16 protein-coding genes are annotated in these 15,064 nt (G+C 64.3%); 12 read left to right on the top strand and 4 right to left on the bottom strand.

Annotation, left to right across the window (positions count from 1 at the left end; translation table 11 throughout):
• Positions 1-27 precede the first annotated feature (27 nt).
• From ctaD to AAHM38_RS21830, 5 genes are all read left to right on the top strand, one after another.
• Positions 28-1,632 (top strand): cytochrome c oxidase subunit I, encoded by a 1,605-nt coding sequence (gene ctaD / locus AAHM38_RS21850; RefSeq protein ID WP_012761054.1) that lies wholly within the window; start codon positions 28-30, stop codon positions 1,630-1,632.
• Between the two features lie 52 nt (positions 1,633-1,684).
• The gene (locus AAHM38_RS21845) at positions 1,685-1,816 is read left to right on the top strand and encodes a cytochrome oxidase small assembly protein (RefSeq protein WP_012761055.1); all 132 of its coding nucleotides are present in this window, start codon (positions 1,685-1,687) and stop codon (positions 1,814-1,816) included.
• Between the two features lie 49 nt (positions 1,817-1,865).
• On the top strand, positions 1,866-2,474 hold the full coding sequence (locus AAHM38_RS21840) for a cytochrome c oxidase assembly protein (protein ID WP_037027859.1): 609 nt from the start codon (positions 1,866-1,868) through the stop codon (positions 2,472-2,474).
• Between the two features lie 4 nt (positions 2,475-2,478).
• A complete protein-coding gene (locus AAHM38_RS21835; RefSeq protein ID WP_037027860.1) occupies positions 2,479-2,691 on the top strand; it encodes a DUF2970 domain-containing protein in 213 nt (70 codons plus the stop codon).
• A gap of 88 nt (positions 2,692-2,779) precedes the next feature.
• Complete coding sequence (locus tag AAHM38_RS21830) at positions 2,780-3,640, top strand: cytochrome c oxidase subunit 3 (RefSeq protein WP_012761058.1); 861 nt, start codon at positions 2,780-2,782, stop codon at positions 3,638-3,640.
• Positions 3,641-3,766: 126 nt separating this feature from the next.
• On the opposite strand, the gene AAHM38_RS21825 is transcribed toward AAHM38_RS21830, so the two are convergent.
• A complete protein-coding gene (locus AAHM38_RS21825; RefSeq protein ID WP_012761059.1) occupies positions 3,767-3,976 on the bottom strand; it encodes a twin transmembrane helix small protein in 210 nt (69 codons plus the stop codon).
• A 69-nt stretch (positions 3,977-4,045) separates the two neighbouring features.
• Here AAHM38_RS21825 and AAHM38_RS21820 point away from each other — a divergent pair, with 69 nt between their 5' ends.
• From AAHM38_RS21820 to AAHM38_RS21800, 5 genes are all read left to right on the top strand, one after another.
• Entirely contained in the window at positions 4,046-4,816 is a 771-nt protein-coding gene (locus AAHM38_RS21820) for an SURF1 family protein (RefSeq protein ID WP_116576641.1), read from the top strand.
• 52 nt (positions 4,817-4,868) lie between these two features.
• Positions 4,869-5,525 (top strand): SCO family protein, encoded by a 657-nt coding sequence (locus tag AAHM38_RS21815; protein ID WP_037027863.1) that lies wholly within the window; start codon positions 4,869-4,871, stop codon positions 5,523-5,525.
• Between the two features lie 3 nt (positions 5,526-5,528).
• Entirely contained in the window at positions 5,529-6,620 is a 1,092-nt protein-coding gene (locus tag AAHM38_RS21810; RefSeq protein WP_012761062.1) for a COX15/CtaA family protein, read from the top strand.
• 20 nt (positions 6,621-6,640) lie between these two features.
• Positions 6,641-7,582: a heme o synthase gene (cyoE, locus tag AAHM38_RS21805; protein WP_012761063.1), complete on the top strand. Its 942-nt coding sequence runs from the start codon at positions 6,641-6,643 to the stop codon at positions 7,580-7,582.
• Positions 7,583-7,651: 69 nt separating this feature from the next.
• Complete coding sequence (locus tag AAHM38_RS21800; RefSeq protein WP_041668431.1) at positions 7,652-8,257, top strand: SCO family protein; 606 nt, start codon at positions 7,652-7,654, stop codon at positions 8,255-8,257.
• A gap of 66 nt (positions 8,258-8,323) precedes the next feature.
• Here the strand turns inward: AAHM38_RS21800 and rpoH are convergent, their stop codons facing one another.
• Together rpoH and AAHM38_RS21790 are read right to left on the bottom strand one after the other, a co-directional pair.
• Positions 8,324-9,217 (bottom strand): RNA polymerase sigma factor RpoH, encoded by an 894-nt coding sequence (rpoH, locus tag AAHM38_RS21795; RefSeq protein WP_369812435.1) that lies wholly within the window; start codon positions 9,215-9,217, stop codon positions 8,324-8,326.
• Positions 9,218-9,451: 234 nt separating this feature from the next.
• The gene (locus AAHM38_RS21790; RefSeq protein ID WP_116576640.1) at positions 9,452-12,370 is read right to left on the bottom strand and encodes a sensor domain-containing diguanylate cyclase; all 2,919 of its coding nucleotides are present in this window, start codon (positions 12,368-12,370) and stop codon (positions 9,452-9,454) included.
• Between the two features lie 241 nt (positions 12,371-12,611).
• On the opposite strand from AAHM38_RS21790, the gene AAHM38_RS21785 reads away from it, so the two are divergent.
• Positions 12,612-13,016, top strand: a complete 405-nt coding sequence (locus AAHM38_RS21785; RefSeq protein ID WP_004633452.1) for an OsmC family protein — start codon at positions 12,612-12,614, stop codon at positions 13,014-13,016.
• Positions 13,017-13,029: 13 nt separating this feature from the next.
• Positions 13,030-13,899: a pirin family protein gene (locus AAHM38_RS21780; protein ID WP_116576639.1), complete on the top strand. Its 870-nt coding sequence runs from the start codon at positions 13,030-13,032 to the stop codon at positions 13,897-13,899.
• A 14-nt stretch (positions 13,900-13,913) separates the two neighbouring features.
• On the opposite strand, the gene ybiB is transcribed toward AAHM38_RS21780, so the two are convergent.
• Positions 13,914-14,924, bottom strand: coding sequence for a DNA-binding protein YbiB (gene ybiB, locus AAHM38_RS21775; protein WP_116576638.1), 1,011 nt, complete (start codon positions 14,922-14,924; stop codon positions 13,914-13,916).
• Positions 14,925-15,064: the final 140 nt, after the last annotated feature.

The following is a 15,064-nucleotide window of genomic DNA, read 5'->3' as shown; positions in this document are numbered from 1 at the left end:
TGACGAACCGAACCTAGGAGTTCCTCGATGAGCACCGCTGTTACGCACCCGCAAGATCACGCGCACGGTCACGGAGACGACCACGCGCACGACCATCCGCACGGCTGGCGCCGTTGGCTGTTCGCGACCAACCACAAGGACATCGGTACGCTGTACCTGCTGTTCTCTTTCATGATGCTGCTCTCGGGCGGCACGCTGGCCCTGCTGATCCGCCTTGAGCTGTTCCAGCCCGGCCTGCAATTCTTCCATCCGGAGCTGTTCAACCAGTTCACCACGCTGCACGGCCTGATCATGGTGTTCGGCGCCATCATGCCGGCCTTCGTGGGCTTTGCGAACTGGATGATCCCGCTGCAGGTGGGTGCGTCCGACATGGCCTTCGCGCGGATGAACAACTTCAGCTTCTGGTTGCTGCCGCCTGCGGCGCTGCTGCTGGTGGGCTCGTTCTTCGCACCGGGCGGCGCCACGGCGGCCGGCTGGACGCTCTATGCGCCGCTGTCGGTGCAGATGGGCCCCGGCATGGACATGGCGATCTTCGCGATCCACATCATGGGCGCATCGTCGATCATGGGCGCGATCAACATCATCGTGACCATCCTCAACATGCGCGCGCCCGGCATGACGCTGATGAAGATGCCCATGTTCTGCTGGACGTGGCTCATCACGGCATACCTGCTGATCGCCGTGATGCCGGTGCTGGCGGGGGCGATCACCATGGTGCTGACCGACCGCCACTTCGGCACGAGCTTCTTCTCCGCAGCAGGCGGCGGTGATCCGGTGATGTACCAGCACATCTTCTGGTTCTTCGGACACCCCGAGGTGTACATCATGATCTTGCCGGCGTTCGGCATCATCAGCCAGATCGTGCCGGCCTTCGCGCGCAAGCCCCTGTTCGGCTACAGCTCGATGGTGTACGCCACGGCGTCGATCGCCATCCTGTCGTTCATCGTGTGGGCGCACCACATGTTCACGACCGGCATGCCCGTCACTGGTCAGCTGTTCTTCATGTACGCGACGATGCTGATCGCGGTGCCGACCGGCGTGAAGATCTTCAACTGGGTGGCCACGATGTGGCGCGGCTCGATGACGTTCGAGACGCCGATGCTGTTTGCCATTGGCTTCATTTTCGTGTTCACGGTGGGCGGCTTCACGGGCCTGATCCTGGCCGTAGCCCCGATCGATATCCAGCTGCAGGACACGTATTACGTGGTGGCGCACTTCCACTACGTGCTGGTGGCCGGCTCGCTGTTCGCGCTGTTCGCGGGCTTCTACTACTGGGGTCCGAAGTGGTCGGGCTACATGTACAGCGAGACACGCGGCAAGATCCACTTCTGGGGTTCGATGATCACCTTCAACCTCACGTTCTTCCCGATGCACTTCCTGGGCCTGGCCGGTATGCCGCGCCGCTATGCGGATTACCCGCAGCAGTTCGCCGATTTCAACGCCGTCGCGTCGATCGGTGCACTGGGTTTCGGCTTGATGCAGGTGTATTTCTTCTTCTTCGTGGTGCTGCCGTCGTACCGCGGTGGCGAGAAGGCCGCCGACAAGCCGTGGGATGGCGCGGAAGGCCTGGAGTGGACCGTGCCGTCGCCGGCACCGTTCCACACCTTTGAAGAACCACCGCACGTGAAGTAATGCAGGTGTCGCGGGGCAGGCGAGTGCCAGCTCCGCGATCCTCCGGACAACGATGTCGAATCCAGAAAAAAGCCCAACGCCCGAGCAACGCGCTGCCAACCGTCGCCTGGGATTCATCCTCGGCACGATCGCGCTGGTTTTCTTTCTGGGTGTGATTTTCAAGCGCGTGGTGTTCGGCGGCTAGCCGGGCAAGCGACGCGCTGGTCGCTGAACCGAGATTTCGCGAGACCTCTATGAGCCACACACCGGCGCAGCCGGATCCGACCCAAAACGACAAAGCGCTGGAGCGCGGTCTGAACCGCTCGATGCTCGGCAAGCTGGCCGTCGTGGTCGTGATCATGTTTGGCTTCGGCTACGCGATGGTGCCGCTGTACAAGAAGATCTGCGAGATCACGAACATCAACGTGCTGAACACGCGTGATGAGGACGGCGGCGCGCTGCGCAACTCGCAGGTCGACAAGACGCGCACCATCACGGTGGAATTCGATTCGAACAGCCAGGGGCCGTTCCGCTTCCGCCCGGTCAAGAACAGCATGGATGTGCACCCCGGCGAGATCAGCCAGATCGTCTACGAGGTGGTGAACAAGGAGGGGCGTACGGTCGAGGCCCAGGCCATCCCGAGTTACGCGCCCAAGCAGGCAACCGAGTTCTTCAAGAAGATCGAGTGCTTCTGTTTCAAGCAGCAGACGCTGACGGCCAACGAGTCACGCGAGATGCCGGTGGTGTTTGTGATTGATCCGGATCTTCCCAAGGACGTGAAGACGATCACTCTGTCCTACACTTTCTTTGAAATCCACGCGCCGTCGGTCATTGCGCCGGCGATGCCGAACAAGGGAACGTGAGGACATGGACGACCTGAAGGAAGCGACCAAGCGGCGCGCATCATTCGCACAGACGATGAAGGCGGTGTTCTGGTCCTTCTTCGGGGTGCGCAAAGGCCGCGATCACGACCGTGACATGGCGCAGTTGAATCCGGTGCACGTGATTATCGCGGGCATTTTGGCGGCGATCATGTTCATCGTCGTGCTGCTGTTGATCGTGCGGGCAGTTGTCGGTTGACGGTTCAGAAGGTTGAGGAGACGGCCCTGCAGCACGGGCCGGGCAACATCGAGTGGATTCTTAAAAAAATAGAGCTGGAGAAAAAGAGATGAGTGCGAATCGAGCAAACGCTCCGTACTACTTCGTGCCCGGGCCCTCGCGGCATCCGATTACGGCAAGCCTCGGCCTGCTGATCGTGCTGTTGAGCTCCGCTGCATGGGTGAATGCCCAGCCGTGGGCCCCGTGGACGTTCCTGGTCGGCCTGCTGTGGTTCCTCTTTGTGCTGCGCGCGTGGTTTGCGGACGCCATCTCTGAATCCGAGACCGGCAAGTACGGCGACCGCGTGGATGCCTCGTTCCGCTGGTCGATGAGCTGGTTCATCTTCTCGGAAGTGATGTTCTTCGCGGCGTTCTTCGGCGCGCTGTTCTATGCCCGAACGATCGCCATGCCGTGGCTGGGCGATCTGAACAACAAGCTGCTGTGGCCCGACTTCAACGCGCTGTGGCCGAACGCCGGACCGGCCGGCACGGTAGCGCCCTTCACAACGATGGGGCCGTGGCCGATTCCGACGATCAACACGGCGCTGCTGCTGACTTCTGGCGTGACTCTCACGTGGGCACACCATGCGCTGCGTGAAGGCAAGCGTGCCCAGGTCATCCAGGGCCTGCTGCTGACGATCCTCCTGGGCTTCACGTTCATGGGCTTCCAGGCGTTCGAATACATCCACGCCTATCACGAACTGAACCTGAAGCTGACCTCGGGCATCTACGGTTCAACGTTCTTCTTGCTGACGGGCTTCCACGGCTTCCACGTGACCATGGGCGCCATCATGCTGTCGGTGGTGCTGGGGCGTGTGATCAAGGGCCACTTCACGCCGGAACATCACTTCGCTTTTGAAGGCGCTGCGTGGTACTGGCACTTCGTGGACGTGGTGTGGCTCGGCTTGTACGTGGTGGTGTACTGGCTGTAAGACAGCATCGGGTGGGGGCGGCGAAGCGTCGCTCCCCGACCTGGCCAATGGCCGGCGACGACAATGCCGCAGACGGGACACCGCTGCGGCGTTTTCGCTTTTCTGGACTGACTGAATTGACTCGGGCTATTGGCCGAAGCGGATGCCGGTGCTGTGGATCCACCCCAGCCGGTTCGCGACGAAGATGAAGATGAACAGCGCGATCGAGAAACCGACGCGGAACATCAAGGATCGCACGGTCCGGTTGCTGTGGCCCTTGTCGCGCATCAGGAAGAACAGCGCGGAGGCAAGGCTCCCGAGGATCAGCAGAAACGCAATGGCAACGACGATGCGCATGGAGGGCTGCCGGTTGGGCAATGACGGGTTGGAAATGGCTGCCGGGCATTATCTCACCGAGGCCGCGCAATGACCGAGCGCGTACCGATGCGACGCTGGTTTGCGCCTGTGCCGATGTTGGCAGGTGTGGCGCTGATTGCGCTGACGTGCTCGCTGGGGCGTTGGCAGCTTTCGCGTGCGCACGAGCGCATCGAGCGCCAGGCCCGCATCATGGCGCTGGAAAATGCGCCCGCCCAGCGCATCACAGCGCAGCCCGTGACAGCAGATTCAGTAATGTACAGGCCGGTGCTGCTGCGTGGAACGTTCGACGTGGCGCACACGGTGCTGCTCGAGAACCGCCCGCACGTCACCAACGACGTATCGCGCCCGGGTTTCGAGGTGCTCATCCCGCTGAGGCTGGAAGGTGCGGGCGGGCGCGCCGTGTTGGTCGATCGAGGCTGGCTGCCGCGTGATCCGGTGGACCGCACGCGCATCGCGCCGTACACCACGCCGGCGGGCGAAGTGCAGGTCGAGGGGATGGCGGTGCCGCATGCCAGCCGGGTCTTCAGTCTGGGCAGCAAGGACGGCGCGGATGAAGTCGGCCAGCGACTTAGGCAGAATATCGACCTCGACGCTTTCTCGCGCGAAATCGGCGTGCCGCTCCAACCGTTCGTGGTGCAGCAGCAGTCCGACGTGGAGGAAGGCCTGTTGCGCGATTGGCCGCGCGCAGATCTGGGCGCCGAGCGCAATTACGGCTACGCGTTCCAATGGTTTGCGATGGCGGCGGCAGTGCTTGGGCTGATGGTCTTTTACAGCGTGCGGCGTTATCGCCGCTTGGCGGGCCGCTCCGAGCCCGCCTGAATACGAACTTGCGTTGCGGCCTAGTGCCGCAGCTGAATGTATTGGGAATCACATGGTGAATCAGGAATCTGCACCCGGCGCGCCCGGCACACTCGGGGCGTCCGAAGACCCGCGCATCGACGCGCGCACGCGCCGCGGCCGCTTGATGATGCTGTTCCTGCTGCTGGTGTGCGCCTCTCCGGTGATCGCGTCGTACCTTGCGTATTACGTCTTCACCCCGGCCGGCGGCAAGGCGGCGTATGGCGCGCTGGTCGATCCGCAGCGCCCTGTGCCGACCGGCCTGATGGTGCAGGACGAGCACGGCGCTGAAGTGCCGCTTGCCAGCCTCAAGGGCAAATGGCTGATGGTGTCCGTGGATGGCAGCGCTTGCGACGACAACTGCGCGCGCAAGCTGTTCACCATGCGCCAGCTGCGCATCGGCCAGGGCCCGGACCGCGACCGCATCGTCCCTGTCTGGCTAGTGACCGACCGGGGGGAGATCGACCCGCGCCTCATCAAGGCTTACAACGACGATTACGGTGCCGTGCGCTTCCTGCGCGCGCCCGATCTGCCTAAGAACTGGCTTGCCGACGGCAAGACGCCGCCCACAGACCACCTCTTCCTGGTCGATCCGCTCGGCAACCTGATGATGCAGTTCCCGAAAGATCCAGACCCGAAGAAGGTGCGCGCAGATATGACGCGGCTTTTGAAGTATTCGCGCATCGGATAAGCCATGCTGCTGCAACTTGCTTCCATTGGCATCCTGATCGCGCTGATCCCACTCTGTTACGTGCTGGTCAAAGGGGATCGCAACAAGTATCGCAAGCTGGTGTGGATCACCGCTTTCCTCACGCTGGACTTGATCATGTTCGGCAGCTTCACGCGTCTGACGGATTCAGGCCTCGGTTGCCCGGATTGGCCGGGCTGCTACGGCACCTCCAACCCGTTCCACGCCCGTGAAGACATCCATGCTGCACAGGCCGCCATGCCGAGCGGCCCCGTCACCTGGATGAAAGCGTGGATCGAGATGACGCACCGCTACTTCGCGCTTGCGTTGGGCGTGCTGATCATCACGCTGGTGGTGCTGGCGTGGGTCAAGCGCAAGGAACTGAAGCAGTCTCCCTGGTACGCGACGGCGGTGCTGGCGCTGGTGTGTGTGCAAGGCGCCTTTGGTGCGTGGACGGTCACGCTCAAGCTGCAGCCGGCCATCGTGGTGACGCACTTGCTGCTCGGCATGTCGCTGCTGGCCGCGCTGATCTGGCTCGGCTGCAAGAACGACGCGCCGCGTGCGGTCGATGAGCGCGGCGCCTCGTTGCGCATGGCGGCGGCCATCGGGCTCGTGCTGCTCGTTGTGCAGATTGCCCTGGGTGGCTGGGTCAGCACGAACTACGCTGTGCTGGCCTGTACCGATTTTCCGCTGTGCAACGGCCAGTGGGTTCCGCCGATGGACTTTGCGCACGGCTTCACGTTCTGGCGCCAGCTCGGCAAGACCGCCAGCGGCGATTTCATCTCGCACGACGCGCTGGTCGCCATCCATTGGACGCACCGCGTGTTTGCAGTCGTTGTGCTGAGCTACCTGGCGTGGCTCAGTGCGCGCGCACGTCGCATTGGCGGCCTCGGCCGGGTTGCGACGGTGCTGCTCGTTGTGCTGGCCGTGCAATTGGCGACCGGGCTTTCGAACATCGTGCTGGGGTGGCCGCTGCTGGCCGCCGTGGCGCACAACGGCGGCGCGGCCGTGCTGCTGTTGCTGATGGTGCGTCTGCATTACCTGATCGGGCTCGCGCAGGCGCGGGCGCCGATGCCTGTGGCGGCTGCCGTCGTCTGAATGCCGTCTGACCGTTTTTTATGAATACCGTGGCAACCCCAACAACTTCCACTCAACTTCCTGGCTGGCGGACGACCGCATCGCAGTATGCGGCGCTGACCAAGCCGCGCGTCACGCAGCTCGCCGTGTTCTGCGCCGTGATCGGCATGTTCCTGGCCACGCCGGGCATGGTCCCGTGGTCGGTACTGATCGGCGGCGCGGTCGGCATCTGGCTGTTCGCCGGCGCTGCTTTCGCCATCAACTGCCTGGTCGAGCGCAAGATCGATGCAATGATGCGCCGCACGGCCTGGCGCCCGTCGGCAAGCGGTGAACTGGGCACGCGGCAGATCCTGGTGTTCTCGGTGGTGCTGGGCGGCGCGGGCATGTGGACGCTGCACGTATTCGCCAACGACCTCACGATGTGGCTGACGTTCGCCACCTTCATCGGCTACGCGATCATCTACACACTGCTGCTCAAGCCCGCCACGCCACAGAACATTGTCATCGGCGGCCTCTCGGGCGCGATGCCTCCGGCGCTGGGCTGGGCGGCCGTGGCCAACAGCGTGCCGGCCGAGGCGTGGATCCTGGTGCTCATCATCTTTACCTGGACGCCGCCGCACTTCTGGGCACTCGCGCTGTACCGCCGCGCCGACTACGCCAAGTCGGGCCTGCCGATGCTGCCGATCACGCACGGCGAGAAATACACGCTACTGCACATCCTGCTGTACACGCTCATCATGATTGCCGCGACCATCCTGCCGTTCGTCTACGGCATGAGCGGCTACATCTACCTGGTGACCGCGCTGGTGCTGGGCTTCGGCTTCCTCTCGTATGCGTGGCGCATGTACCGCAAGTATTCCGACGCACTGGCGCAGAAGACTTTCCGCTACTCGATCATCTATCTGTCGATTTTGTTTGCCGCGCTGCTGGTGGACCACTACTTCAAGTTCGGGCCGGCGCTCACGCAAAGCGCGGCGCTGTGACGCACAGGGGCGCCAGCAGGCATGTGCCGTTGGCGTTACGCTAGGCGGTCTGTTTCCAACACGATGACCATGCTCTCTTTCCGACACTTCCGCGCCGCGCTGTTCGCCATGCTGGCCGTCGCCGTGCTGGCGCTCGCGGCGTGCAGCGACAAGCCCGCCTTCAAGAACCTCGACATCACCGGATCCAAAAGCTTCGGCACCGATTTCTCGTTGACCGATCACACCGGCAAGCGCCGCACGCTCGAAGATTTCCGCGGCAAGGTCGTCGTCATGTTTTTCGGTTACACGCATTGCCCCGATGTCTGCCCGACCACGCTGGCTGAGCTGCGCGCCGTGATGGATACCCTCGGCAAAGACGCCGACCGCGTCCAGGTCCTGTTCGTCACCGTCGACCCGGAGCGCGATACGCAAGACCTGCTGGCCAAGTACGTGCCCGCATTCGATCCGCGCTTCATCGGCCTGCGTCCGGCCAATGAGGCAGAACTGAAGAAGGTCGCGTCCGACTTCAAGGTGTTCTACAGCAAGGTGCCGGGCAGCTCGCCCGACAACTACACCATGGACCACTCCGCCGGCAGCTACATGTTTGATCCAAAGGGCAACCTGCGCTTGTTCATCAAGCACGGCCAGGGGCCTGAGCCGATTGCACACGATATCAAGCAACTGCTGGCCGACTGATCTCCGGCTGCCGCCCAAAGAAAAAGCCCGCCAACCTGGCGGGCTTTTTTATGGCGAGGCGGCAGCTTAGGCAAAAGCCTGCAGCGCACCCTTCATCTTCTTCATCGCGGCCGATTCGATCTGGCGAATGCGCTCAGCCGACACGCCAAACTCGTCGGCCAGCTCGTGCAGCGTCGAGCCACCCGATCCATCGTCGTTCACGTTCAGCCAGCGGGCTTCGATGATGCGGCGGCTGCGGTCATCCAGCTTGGCGAGGGCGGCTTCAATGCCTTCGCTTTGCATGCGGTCGTTGCTGCGCGCTTCGATCACGCGGGTCGGCTCGTTGTGCGTATCAGCCAGGTAGGCGATGGGGGCGTACGACTCTTCGCCGTCGTCCATCTGGCCTTCCAGCGCGATGTCGCCGCCCGAGAGACGGGTCTCCATCTCGCGCACTTCCGTGCCCTTGACGTTGAGTTCGGCCGCTACCGCGTCGATCTCGTCCGACGTGAAGGTCGCCTGCGCATCCTGCTTGTGGCTGCGCAGGTTGAAGAACAGCTTGCGCTGGGCCTTGGTGGTGGCCACCTTCACCATGCGCCAGTTCTTCAAGATGTACTCGTGCATCTCGGCCTTGATCCAGTGCATCGCGTACGAAACGAGACGCACGCCCTGATCGGGGTCGAAGCGCTTGACAGCCTTCATCAGGCCGATGTTGCCTTCCTGGATGAGGTCGGCATGCGGCAGGCCGTAGCCCAGGTAGCCGCGCGCAATCGACACCACCAGACGCAGGTGCGAGAGCACCAGGCGGCGGGCGGCATCAAGATTGTCGTTGTCGCGATATTCGCGGGCCAGGCGTTGTTCTTCTTCAGCCGACAGCATTGGCACACGGTTGACGCTCTGGATATAAGCGTCGATGTTGCCCAGGTTGCCGGGGAACGCCAGCGCCCATCCATTGCCGGCGTTGCCGGACGGCTGGGTGGCGATTGCGGAAACGGTATTCACGGGGATGACTGCGTTCACTCAGGACTCCTGTCGAAATCCAGTGGAGGTTTGGAAAGGCATCTTAGCACTCCGACCGGAAGAGTGCTAATAGGACATTTTTGCCTGTTTGATAGTTCCCGTAAATCGTCGGGGTTACTTGATAGCGTGATGTTTGCGCCGCAGCAATAGGAGCAGCGCACCCATTCATAGACCGTCGCTGACGGCATCGGTTCTCGACTACGCCGCCGTGTTTCGACCGCGAGACTTGGCCCAGTAAAGTGCGCGATCCGCTTCCCGTAGAGCGGTGTCGGGTTCACGTACTTCGGGGCCGGGACAGGCAACACCGACGCTCGTGGTGACGTGCAGGATCGTGTCGCCCCGCAGGGTGATGGGCGGGCGGATTGCACCGACGATTTTCTGAGCGGTGTGCAGCGCATCATCCGGGGCGTCGATGGGGTCCAGCAGGATGATGAATTCGTCACCTGCGAGGCGGGCGACGGTGTCGCTGCGGCGCACGGCGCGTTGAAGCCGGTGCGCGACTTCCACCAGCACTGCATCGCCGGCGGCGTGGCCGTAGGTGTCGTTGATGTGCTTGAAGTGGTCGACGTCCAGGTACAGCACCCCCAACGGCGCAGGCAGCCGCTGACGGCGCTCCAGCGCTGCGCGCAGCCGCTCGTACAGCTCATAACGGTTAGGCAGGCCCGTCAGCGCATCAAAGCGCGCCATGCGGGAAAGCTCCATCTCGCTGCGCTTGGCTTCGGTCACGTCCTGCACGAAGGCGTAGAAACCGCAGCGGCCGTCCTGCGCTTCTCCGGCATCGGGGACGAGTTGGCCCCGGAGGTGTCGTGTGCGGCTGCGCAGACCGCTGGCAGACGGTCTTTCGTACCACGGCGCGGTGATCTCGAATTGGACCGATTCTCCTCGCTGGGCGCGCGCGAGATACGGTGCGATCAGCGCGTACGTGCTCGGCGTGAAGACCCGTTCCGGCGTCTGGCCACAAACTTCCTCCGGGGTGCGCTGCAGCCAACGTGCGTGCGTGACGTTGCAGAAGGTGAAGACGCCATCCGGGTTGATGTGCGAGACCAGCAGCGGCGCGTTGTCGAGCACCAGCTTGAGCGCCCGTTCACTGCGCGCCAGAGCCAGCTCGGCAGTGGTGCGGGACGTCAGATCCTGCAGCACGGAGAAATAGCCCCGAAGTGTGCCGCGATCGTCGTAGTCAGGAAAGTAATGACCGCTCAGGTAGCGGGGCACGCCGGTGCGCATCGACTGGATCTCGAATTGCACCGGGTACCCGGCCAGCACCTCGGTCATGTAAGGCAGCAGCGTGCGATAGTCCTCGGGGGCGTAGATGTCGCGCACGTGGTGATCGAGCATCTCGTCCTCGCGGCGGCCGAAGGCTTCGAGCAGGGTGCGGCTGGCAAAGCGGACGATGCCGTCGGAGTCGACGTAGCTGAGCTGCGCGGGCACGTTGTCGGCCACTAGGCGCAGTTGTTCGCGGCTCGCGCGCAGGGCATCACGGCGGCGTTCCAGGCTTTCGTTTGCGGTGCGCAGCGCGCGTTCGGACGCGGCCAGCCGGTTGGCAAACGGCCGCACCGTCAGACGGATGACCAGCACGCTGGCGATCATCAGGCACAGCATGAAGGCGCCGAGCCGCTCGAACTGCACGCGCATCGGGGCGTACAGCTCGGCGCTCGCGATCTTGCTGATCAGCGCCAGGCCCGTGTGGCCGATGGGCGTGTAGCTGAACGATGTCGGCATGCCGTGGATGTCCTGCCACTGGCCGTAGCCTGCCTCGCCCGATAGCGCCAGGCGCGACGGCAGCGGCCGGCGGTCGACCGTAAGAGCCGGCAACTCGAACACGTACGCATCGAAGCGCTGCGGAAACGACATGGCGCGGCCGCGCACATCAAAGCCCGACATCGCCAGCGTTTCGGTCTTTCCGATGCCGCGCTCGTTGGCGTAGCGCGCGGTCATGTGGGCGAGCGGTTGCTCTGCGACCAGCAAGCCGATCTGCATGCCGTCTGCCATGACAGGCGTTTCTGTGCGCATGGCAAATCCGTGTACCCATTGCAGCGTGACGCGCTCGGGCGCGAGGCCGGCGTGCAGCCGAATCGACAGCTCGGGCTCAAGCGTTTGCGTGCCGAGACTGACGATGCCCTCTCCCGCCAGCGTACGCAGTTGCAGGTACGAGTACCCTTGCTGGCGATACGCCTGCAGCGCGCTCTCGCTGCGCAGGCGCGCCGCATTGTCGGTGGGATGGCGCAGCACTTCCTGGATGTGCGTGGCGGCGGCCACCAGGCGCGGGTTTTCCGCGCGCATGGCCAGCAGTTGATCGAACTCTTCTGCGTAGCTGGAGAGCGCCCGCGCCCGCGCGGTGCCGAATGTCAGGCCGACGCTGTCCACCTGGATGATGAACGCCGTGATGGTCGCTCCCAGGCCTGCAAGTACCACGCAGCCGCCGCTGATCCACACGATGGTGTCTTCCGGCGACAAGCGTAGGCGCAACACGCCCGGCTGCCGGACTACCGCAACGCACAGCACGCCCATGACCACCAGCAGCGTGCAGATGGCCGCTACGTCCGAGGCGCGCCACACCAACCACGCCGGGTACAGATATTCGAGCGCCATGGCGCGGCCAAGCAGGTCGCCCGCGCAGAGCAGCATCGCCAGGCCGACCAAGCCCCAGAACCACCGCGCGCGGTGCGGTTTGCGCAACGTCGGCACAAGGCTCAGGGCCGTCGCCGATGCGGCCATCGCCAGCGCGTGGCTGGGGTGCATGCCGCCGATCCATCCGGTCACCCATTGGCGGTCCAGCCATGTGTGCACGCCCGGAAAGTCCAGCCCGAGCGGCCAACCCGTGATCATTTCGGCCAGCCGCAGCATGGACAGCACTGCCACCACGCCGCCCAGCCCCCGGGCCACCGGATCTGCCCAGCGCACATTCGGCCGTACCGTCCCGACCAGCAGCGCAGCCAGCCCCGCGCCAAGCAGGGTCAGGTTGACGCCGGTGGCGAACACGATCAGCAGCCGATCGCTACCGAGCTTCACTGCCCACGGCCAATGCCGCAGCCAGCCGACCATCACGGTCAGCCCAACAAGGACGAGGAGGAAGCCGATGCCGCCGGCAATGGCGACAAGCGGCCGGCGAGGAACCATGCAGGTAACGCGTAAGCGGGGCGGTTTCTGGGCGGATGTCTTCTAACCGGAAGATCGGCTGAAAACCGCGCCGCTTGAGCGTTTCCACCCCAATGGGTGGGCCGAATTGCCATGTCTGCAATGTCGAGTGATCGAAGCGCCCGTGAAAGCGATGCGCGACGCACGTCGGGTCTTCTCCCGTGCCGTCACGCAAGTTGGCTACACTGCCCGGACATCGCAGAAATCGCTACAGGAGCCGTCAATGAGCATCGTCGTCAGCAAGGACACCGAAGGCCTTTTTCGCCACAAGGTCACCTTTCCCGAAGGCGTGACCTACACCGATGTGCCCAAGCCGACTGGCGAGGGCAGTGCGCCCGACCCGCACGCCTACTTTGACGCGGCCCTGGCAAGCTGCAAGGCACTGACCGTTACGCTGTATGCGCGCCAGCGCAAGTACCCGCTCGATTCGATCGACGTGGCTGTGGAGCATGACGGCACCCAGGAACGCCAGGGCCGCTACAAGCTGCGCACCGTGCTGACCCTGCACGGCAACCTGACCGACGAGCAACGCGCCGACCTCCTGCGCGTGGCCGGCAAATGCCCCGTTCACAAGCTGATGACTGAAGTCGAGATCAGTGTCGACACCGAACTCGCCGAGCACGCTTGAGGAGCCTTCCGTCATGACTTCCATCCAGCACATCATTGGCCCGCACGTGCGCGACCTGGGCGGTTTCTCGGTCAAGCGCGTGCTGCCCTCGGCGGCGCGCCAGACGGTGGGGCCGTTCATCTTCTTCGACCACATGGGCCCGGTGGATTTCGCCCCCGGCGAGGGCATCGACGTGCGCCCCCACCCGCACATCGGGCTGGCCACCGTCACGTATCTGTTCGACGGCAGCATGGTTCACCGTGACAGCCTCGGCAGCGTGCAGACCATCACCCCCGGCGACGTGAACTGGATGACGGCCGGCAACGGCATCGTCCACTCCGAGCGTTCCTCGCCAGAAGGGCGTGAAAGGGGCGCGCGCATGCACGGCATCCAGACCTGGGTGGCGCTGCCGAAGGATCAGGAAAAGGTGGACGCCAGCTTCGCCCATCACGCGGCCGACACGCTGCCCAAGCTGGAATGCCCCGGCGTGCAGGGCGTTGTCATTGCGGGGGATGCGTTTGGGCTGACGTCGCCGGTGAAGGTGAGTTCGCGCACGCTGTATGTGGCGCTGGAACTGGCGGCCGGTGCATCGCTGGTGATTCCGCCCGAGCATGCAGACCGCGGCCTGTATCTGGTCGAGGGCGCTGTCACCATTGATGGCGAGGCGCTCGACCCGCACCACCTTGCCGTGCTGGAACCCGGCGGCGACGTGACGCTCACCGCCCAGGTGTCGTCCCGCGTGATGCTGCTGGGCGGCGACCCGACCGACGGCCACCGCCACATCTACTGGAACTTCGTCGCCAGCGATAAGGCCGACATTGAAGACGCCAAGCAGCGCTGGGAGAGCGACGCCTTCGCTCACGTGCCCGGCGAAACGGAGCGCATTCCGCTGCCGTCCAGGTAAGAGCGGGCGATCGATCAGGCAGCCTGCGCCGGTCGTGCGCAGCGCACGATCGCGCGGACCTGCTTGGCGATCGGCTCCGGCACCGGCTGCTTGCCTTCGAGCACCGCCTCGATCCACCGCGCCGTTGCCGCCACGTCTGTCCCCACGGGCAGCTCAGGCGGTGCGTCGCTCGAACCTTCCACCGCTTCGATCACCGTTTCGTGCGCGCCGTCGTGCAGCCACTCCACCGCGCTGCCGCGCCGCGCATCGGCCACCGCCTCGCCCTCGGTGCCACGCGCCAGCAGCACATTGGCCGGATGGCGCAGGAAGTAATCGGTGAGCGTGTCGCGGTATTCCGGGTGCGTGTAGCTGACCAGCCGTAGCGCCTCGTGGGGCGCGTGCCCACCAATGGGCTGCAGCATCTTCACCACTGTGTGGGCCGAATTGCGCAGCCCGACGATCTCGCGCTTATCCAGCAGTGCCGTCAGTTCGGGAGAGAGCACGTCGATCGGCACATAGGCCAGGCGATCGCGCTCCAGGCGCTCGCGGGCGTCGTCCATGTGTTCGCAGAGGGGCCAGCCGAGCGCTTCGAACAGCGCAGCCGTGGTGACGCGGCCGTCGAAGCGGCGGATGCCATGCACCAGCACCGGCACACCCTCGCGCGCCAGCAGCTTGGCCAGCAGCGGTACCAGGTTCGGCTGGCGGCGGGCGCCGTTGTAGCTGGGGATGACGACCGGCAGCGCGAGCTCCGGCGTGTTCGGGGCCGGCAGCGGCCGGCAATGCGCATGCGTGGCTTCCAGCATGCCGTCGAGTTCTTCCGGGGTCTCCCCCTTGATGCGGTAGGCCATGAGGATGGCGCCGAGCTGCACGTCGGAGATGCGGCTTTCCAGCATGGCGGTGAAGAGCGCGCGGGCATCGTGCTTGACCAGCGCGCGAGCGCCGTCTGCGCCGCGGCCGATTTCCTTGATGAAGCGGGCAGCGGGGAAGGGGCCATTGGCGAAGGCGTCTTCAGTCGCGGTGGCGGGGAGGATGGGGGGAGCGGGCATCAGGAAGCTGGGCGGGGTGTTTGTGTGGGTTTGATCATAGCGCTGCGGTTTGCGCTGGCGCTAGCGTTGGGGTTGGGTTGGTTTTTGTTGGTGGTGCATCCGTTGTTTCATCCCCTGCCGGGGCTGAGTCACTTTCTTTG

The sequence above is a fragment of the Ralstonia sp. OTU4908 genome, from assembly GCF_038440115.1.
Taxonomy (GTDB): domain Bacteria; phylum Pseudomonadota; class Gammaproteobacteria; order Burkholderiales; family Burkholderiaceae; genus Ralstonia; species Ralstonia pickettii.
This window is presented reverse-complemented; position numbering and strand designations above follow the sequence as displayed.

Bases quoted from the DNA above. Each gene is read 5' to 3' on its own strand.
- ctaD (WP_012761054.1), top strand. From the start codon at position 28: ATGAGCACCGCTGTTACGCACCCGCAAGATCACGCGCACGGTCACGGA.
- AAHM38_RS21845 (WP_012761055.1), top strand. From the start codon at position 1,685: ATGTCGAATCCAGAAAAAAGCCCAACGCCCGAGCAACGCGCTGCCAAC.
- AAHM38_RS21840 (WP_037027859.1), top strand. From the start codon at position 1,866: ATGAGCCACACACCGGCGCAGCCGGATCCGACCCAAAACGACAAAGCG.
- AAHM38_RS21835 (WP_037027860.1), top strand. From the start codon at position 2,479: ATGGACGACCTGAAGGAAGCGACCAAGCGGCGCGCATCATTCGCACAG.
- AAHM38_RS21830 (WP_012761058.1), top strand. From the start codon at position 2,780: ATGAGTGCGAATCGAGCAAACGCTCCGTACTACTTCGTGCCCGGGCCC.
- AAHM38_RS21825 (WP_012761059.1), bottom strand. From the start codon at position 3,976: ATGCGCATCGTCGTTGCCATTGCGTTTCTGCTGATCCTCGGGAGCCTT.
- AAHM38_RS21820 (WP_116576641.1), top strand. From the start codon at position 4,046: ATGACCGAGCGCGTACCGATGCGACGCTGGTTTGCGCCTGTGCCGATG.
- AAHM38_RS21815 (WP_037027863.1), top strand. From the start codon at position 4,869: ATGGTGAATCAGGAATCTGCACCCGGCGCGCCCGGCACACTCGGGGCG.
- AAHM38_RS21810 (WP_012761062.1), top strand. From the start codon at position 5,529: ATGCTGCTGCAACTTGCTTCCATTGGCATCCTGATCGCGCTGATCCCA.
- cyoE (WP_012761063.1), top strand. From the start codon at position 6,641: ATGAATACCGTGGCAACCCCAACAACTTCCACTCAACTTCCTGGCTGG.
- AAHM38_RS21800 (WP_041668431.1), top strand. From the start codon at position 7,652: ATGCTCTCTTTCCGACACTTCCGCGCCGCGCTGTTCGCCATGCTGGCC.
- AAHM38_RS21790 (WP_116576640.1), bottom strand. From the start codon at position 12,370: ATGGTTCCTCGCCGGCCGCTTGTCGCCATTGCCGGCGGCATCGGCTTC.
- AAHM38_RS21785 (WP_004633452.1), top strand. From the start codon at position 12,612: ATGAGCATCGTCGTCAGCAAGGACACCGAAGGCCTTTTTCGCCACAAG.
- AAHM38_RS21780 (WP_116576639.1), top strand. From the start codon at position 13,030: ATGACTTCCATCCAGCACATCATTGGCCCGCACGTGCGCGACCTGGGC.
- ybiB (WP_116576638.1), bottom strand. From the start codon at position 14,924: ATGCCCGCTCCCCCCATCCTCCCCGCCACCGCGACTGAAGACGCCTTC.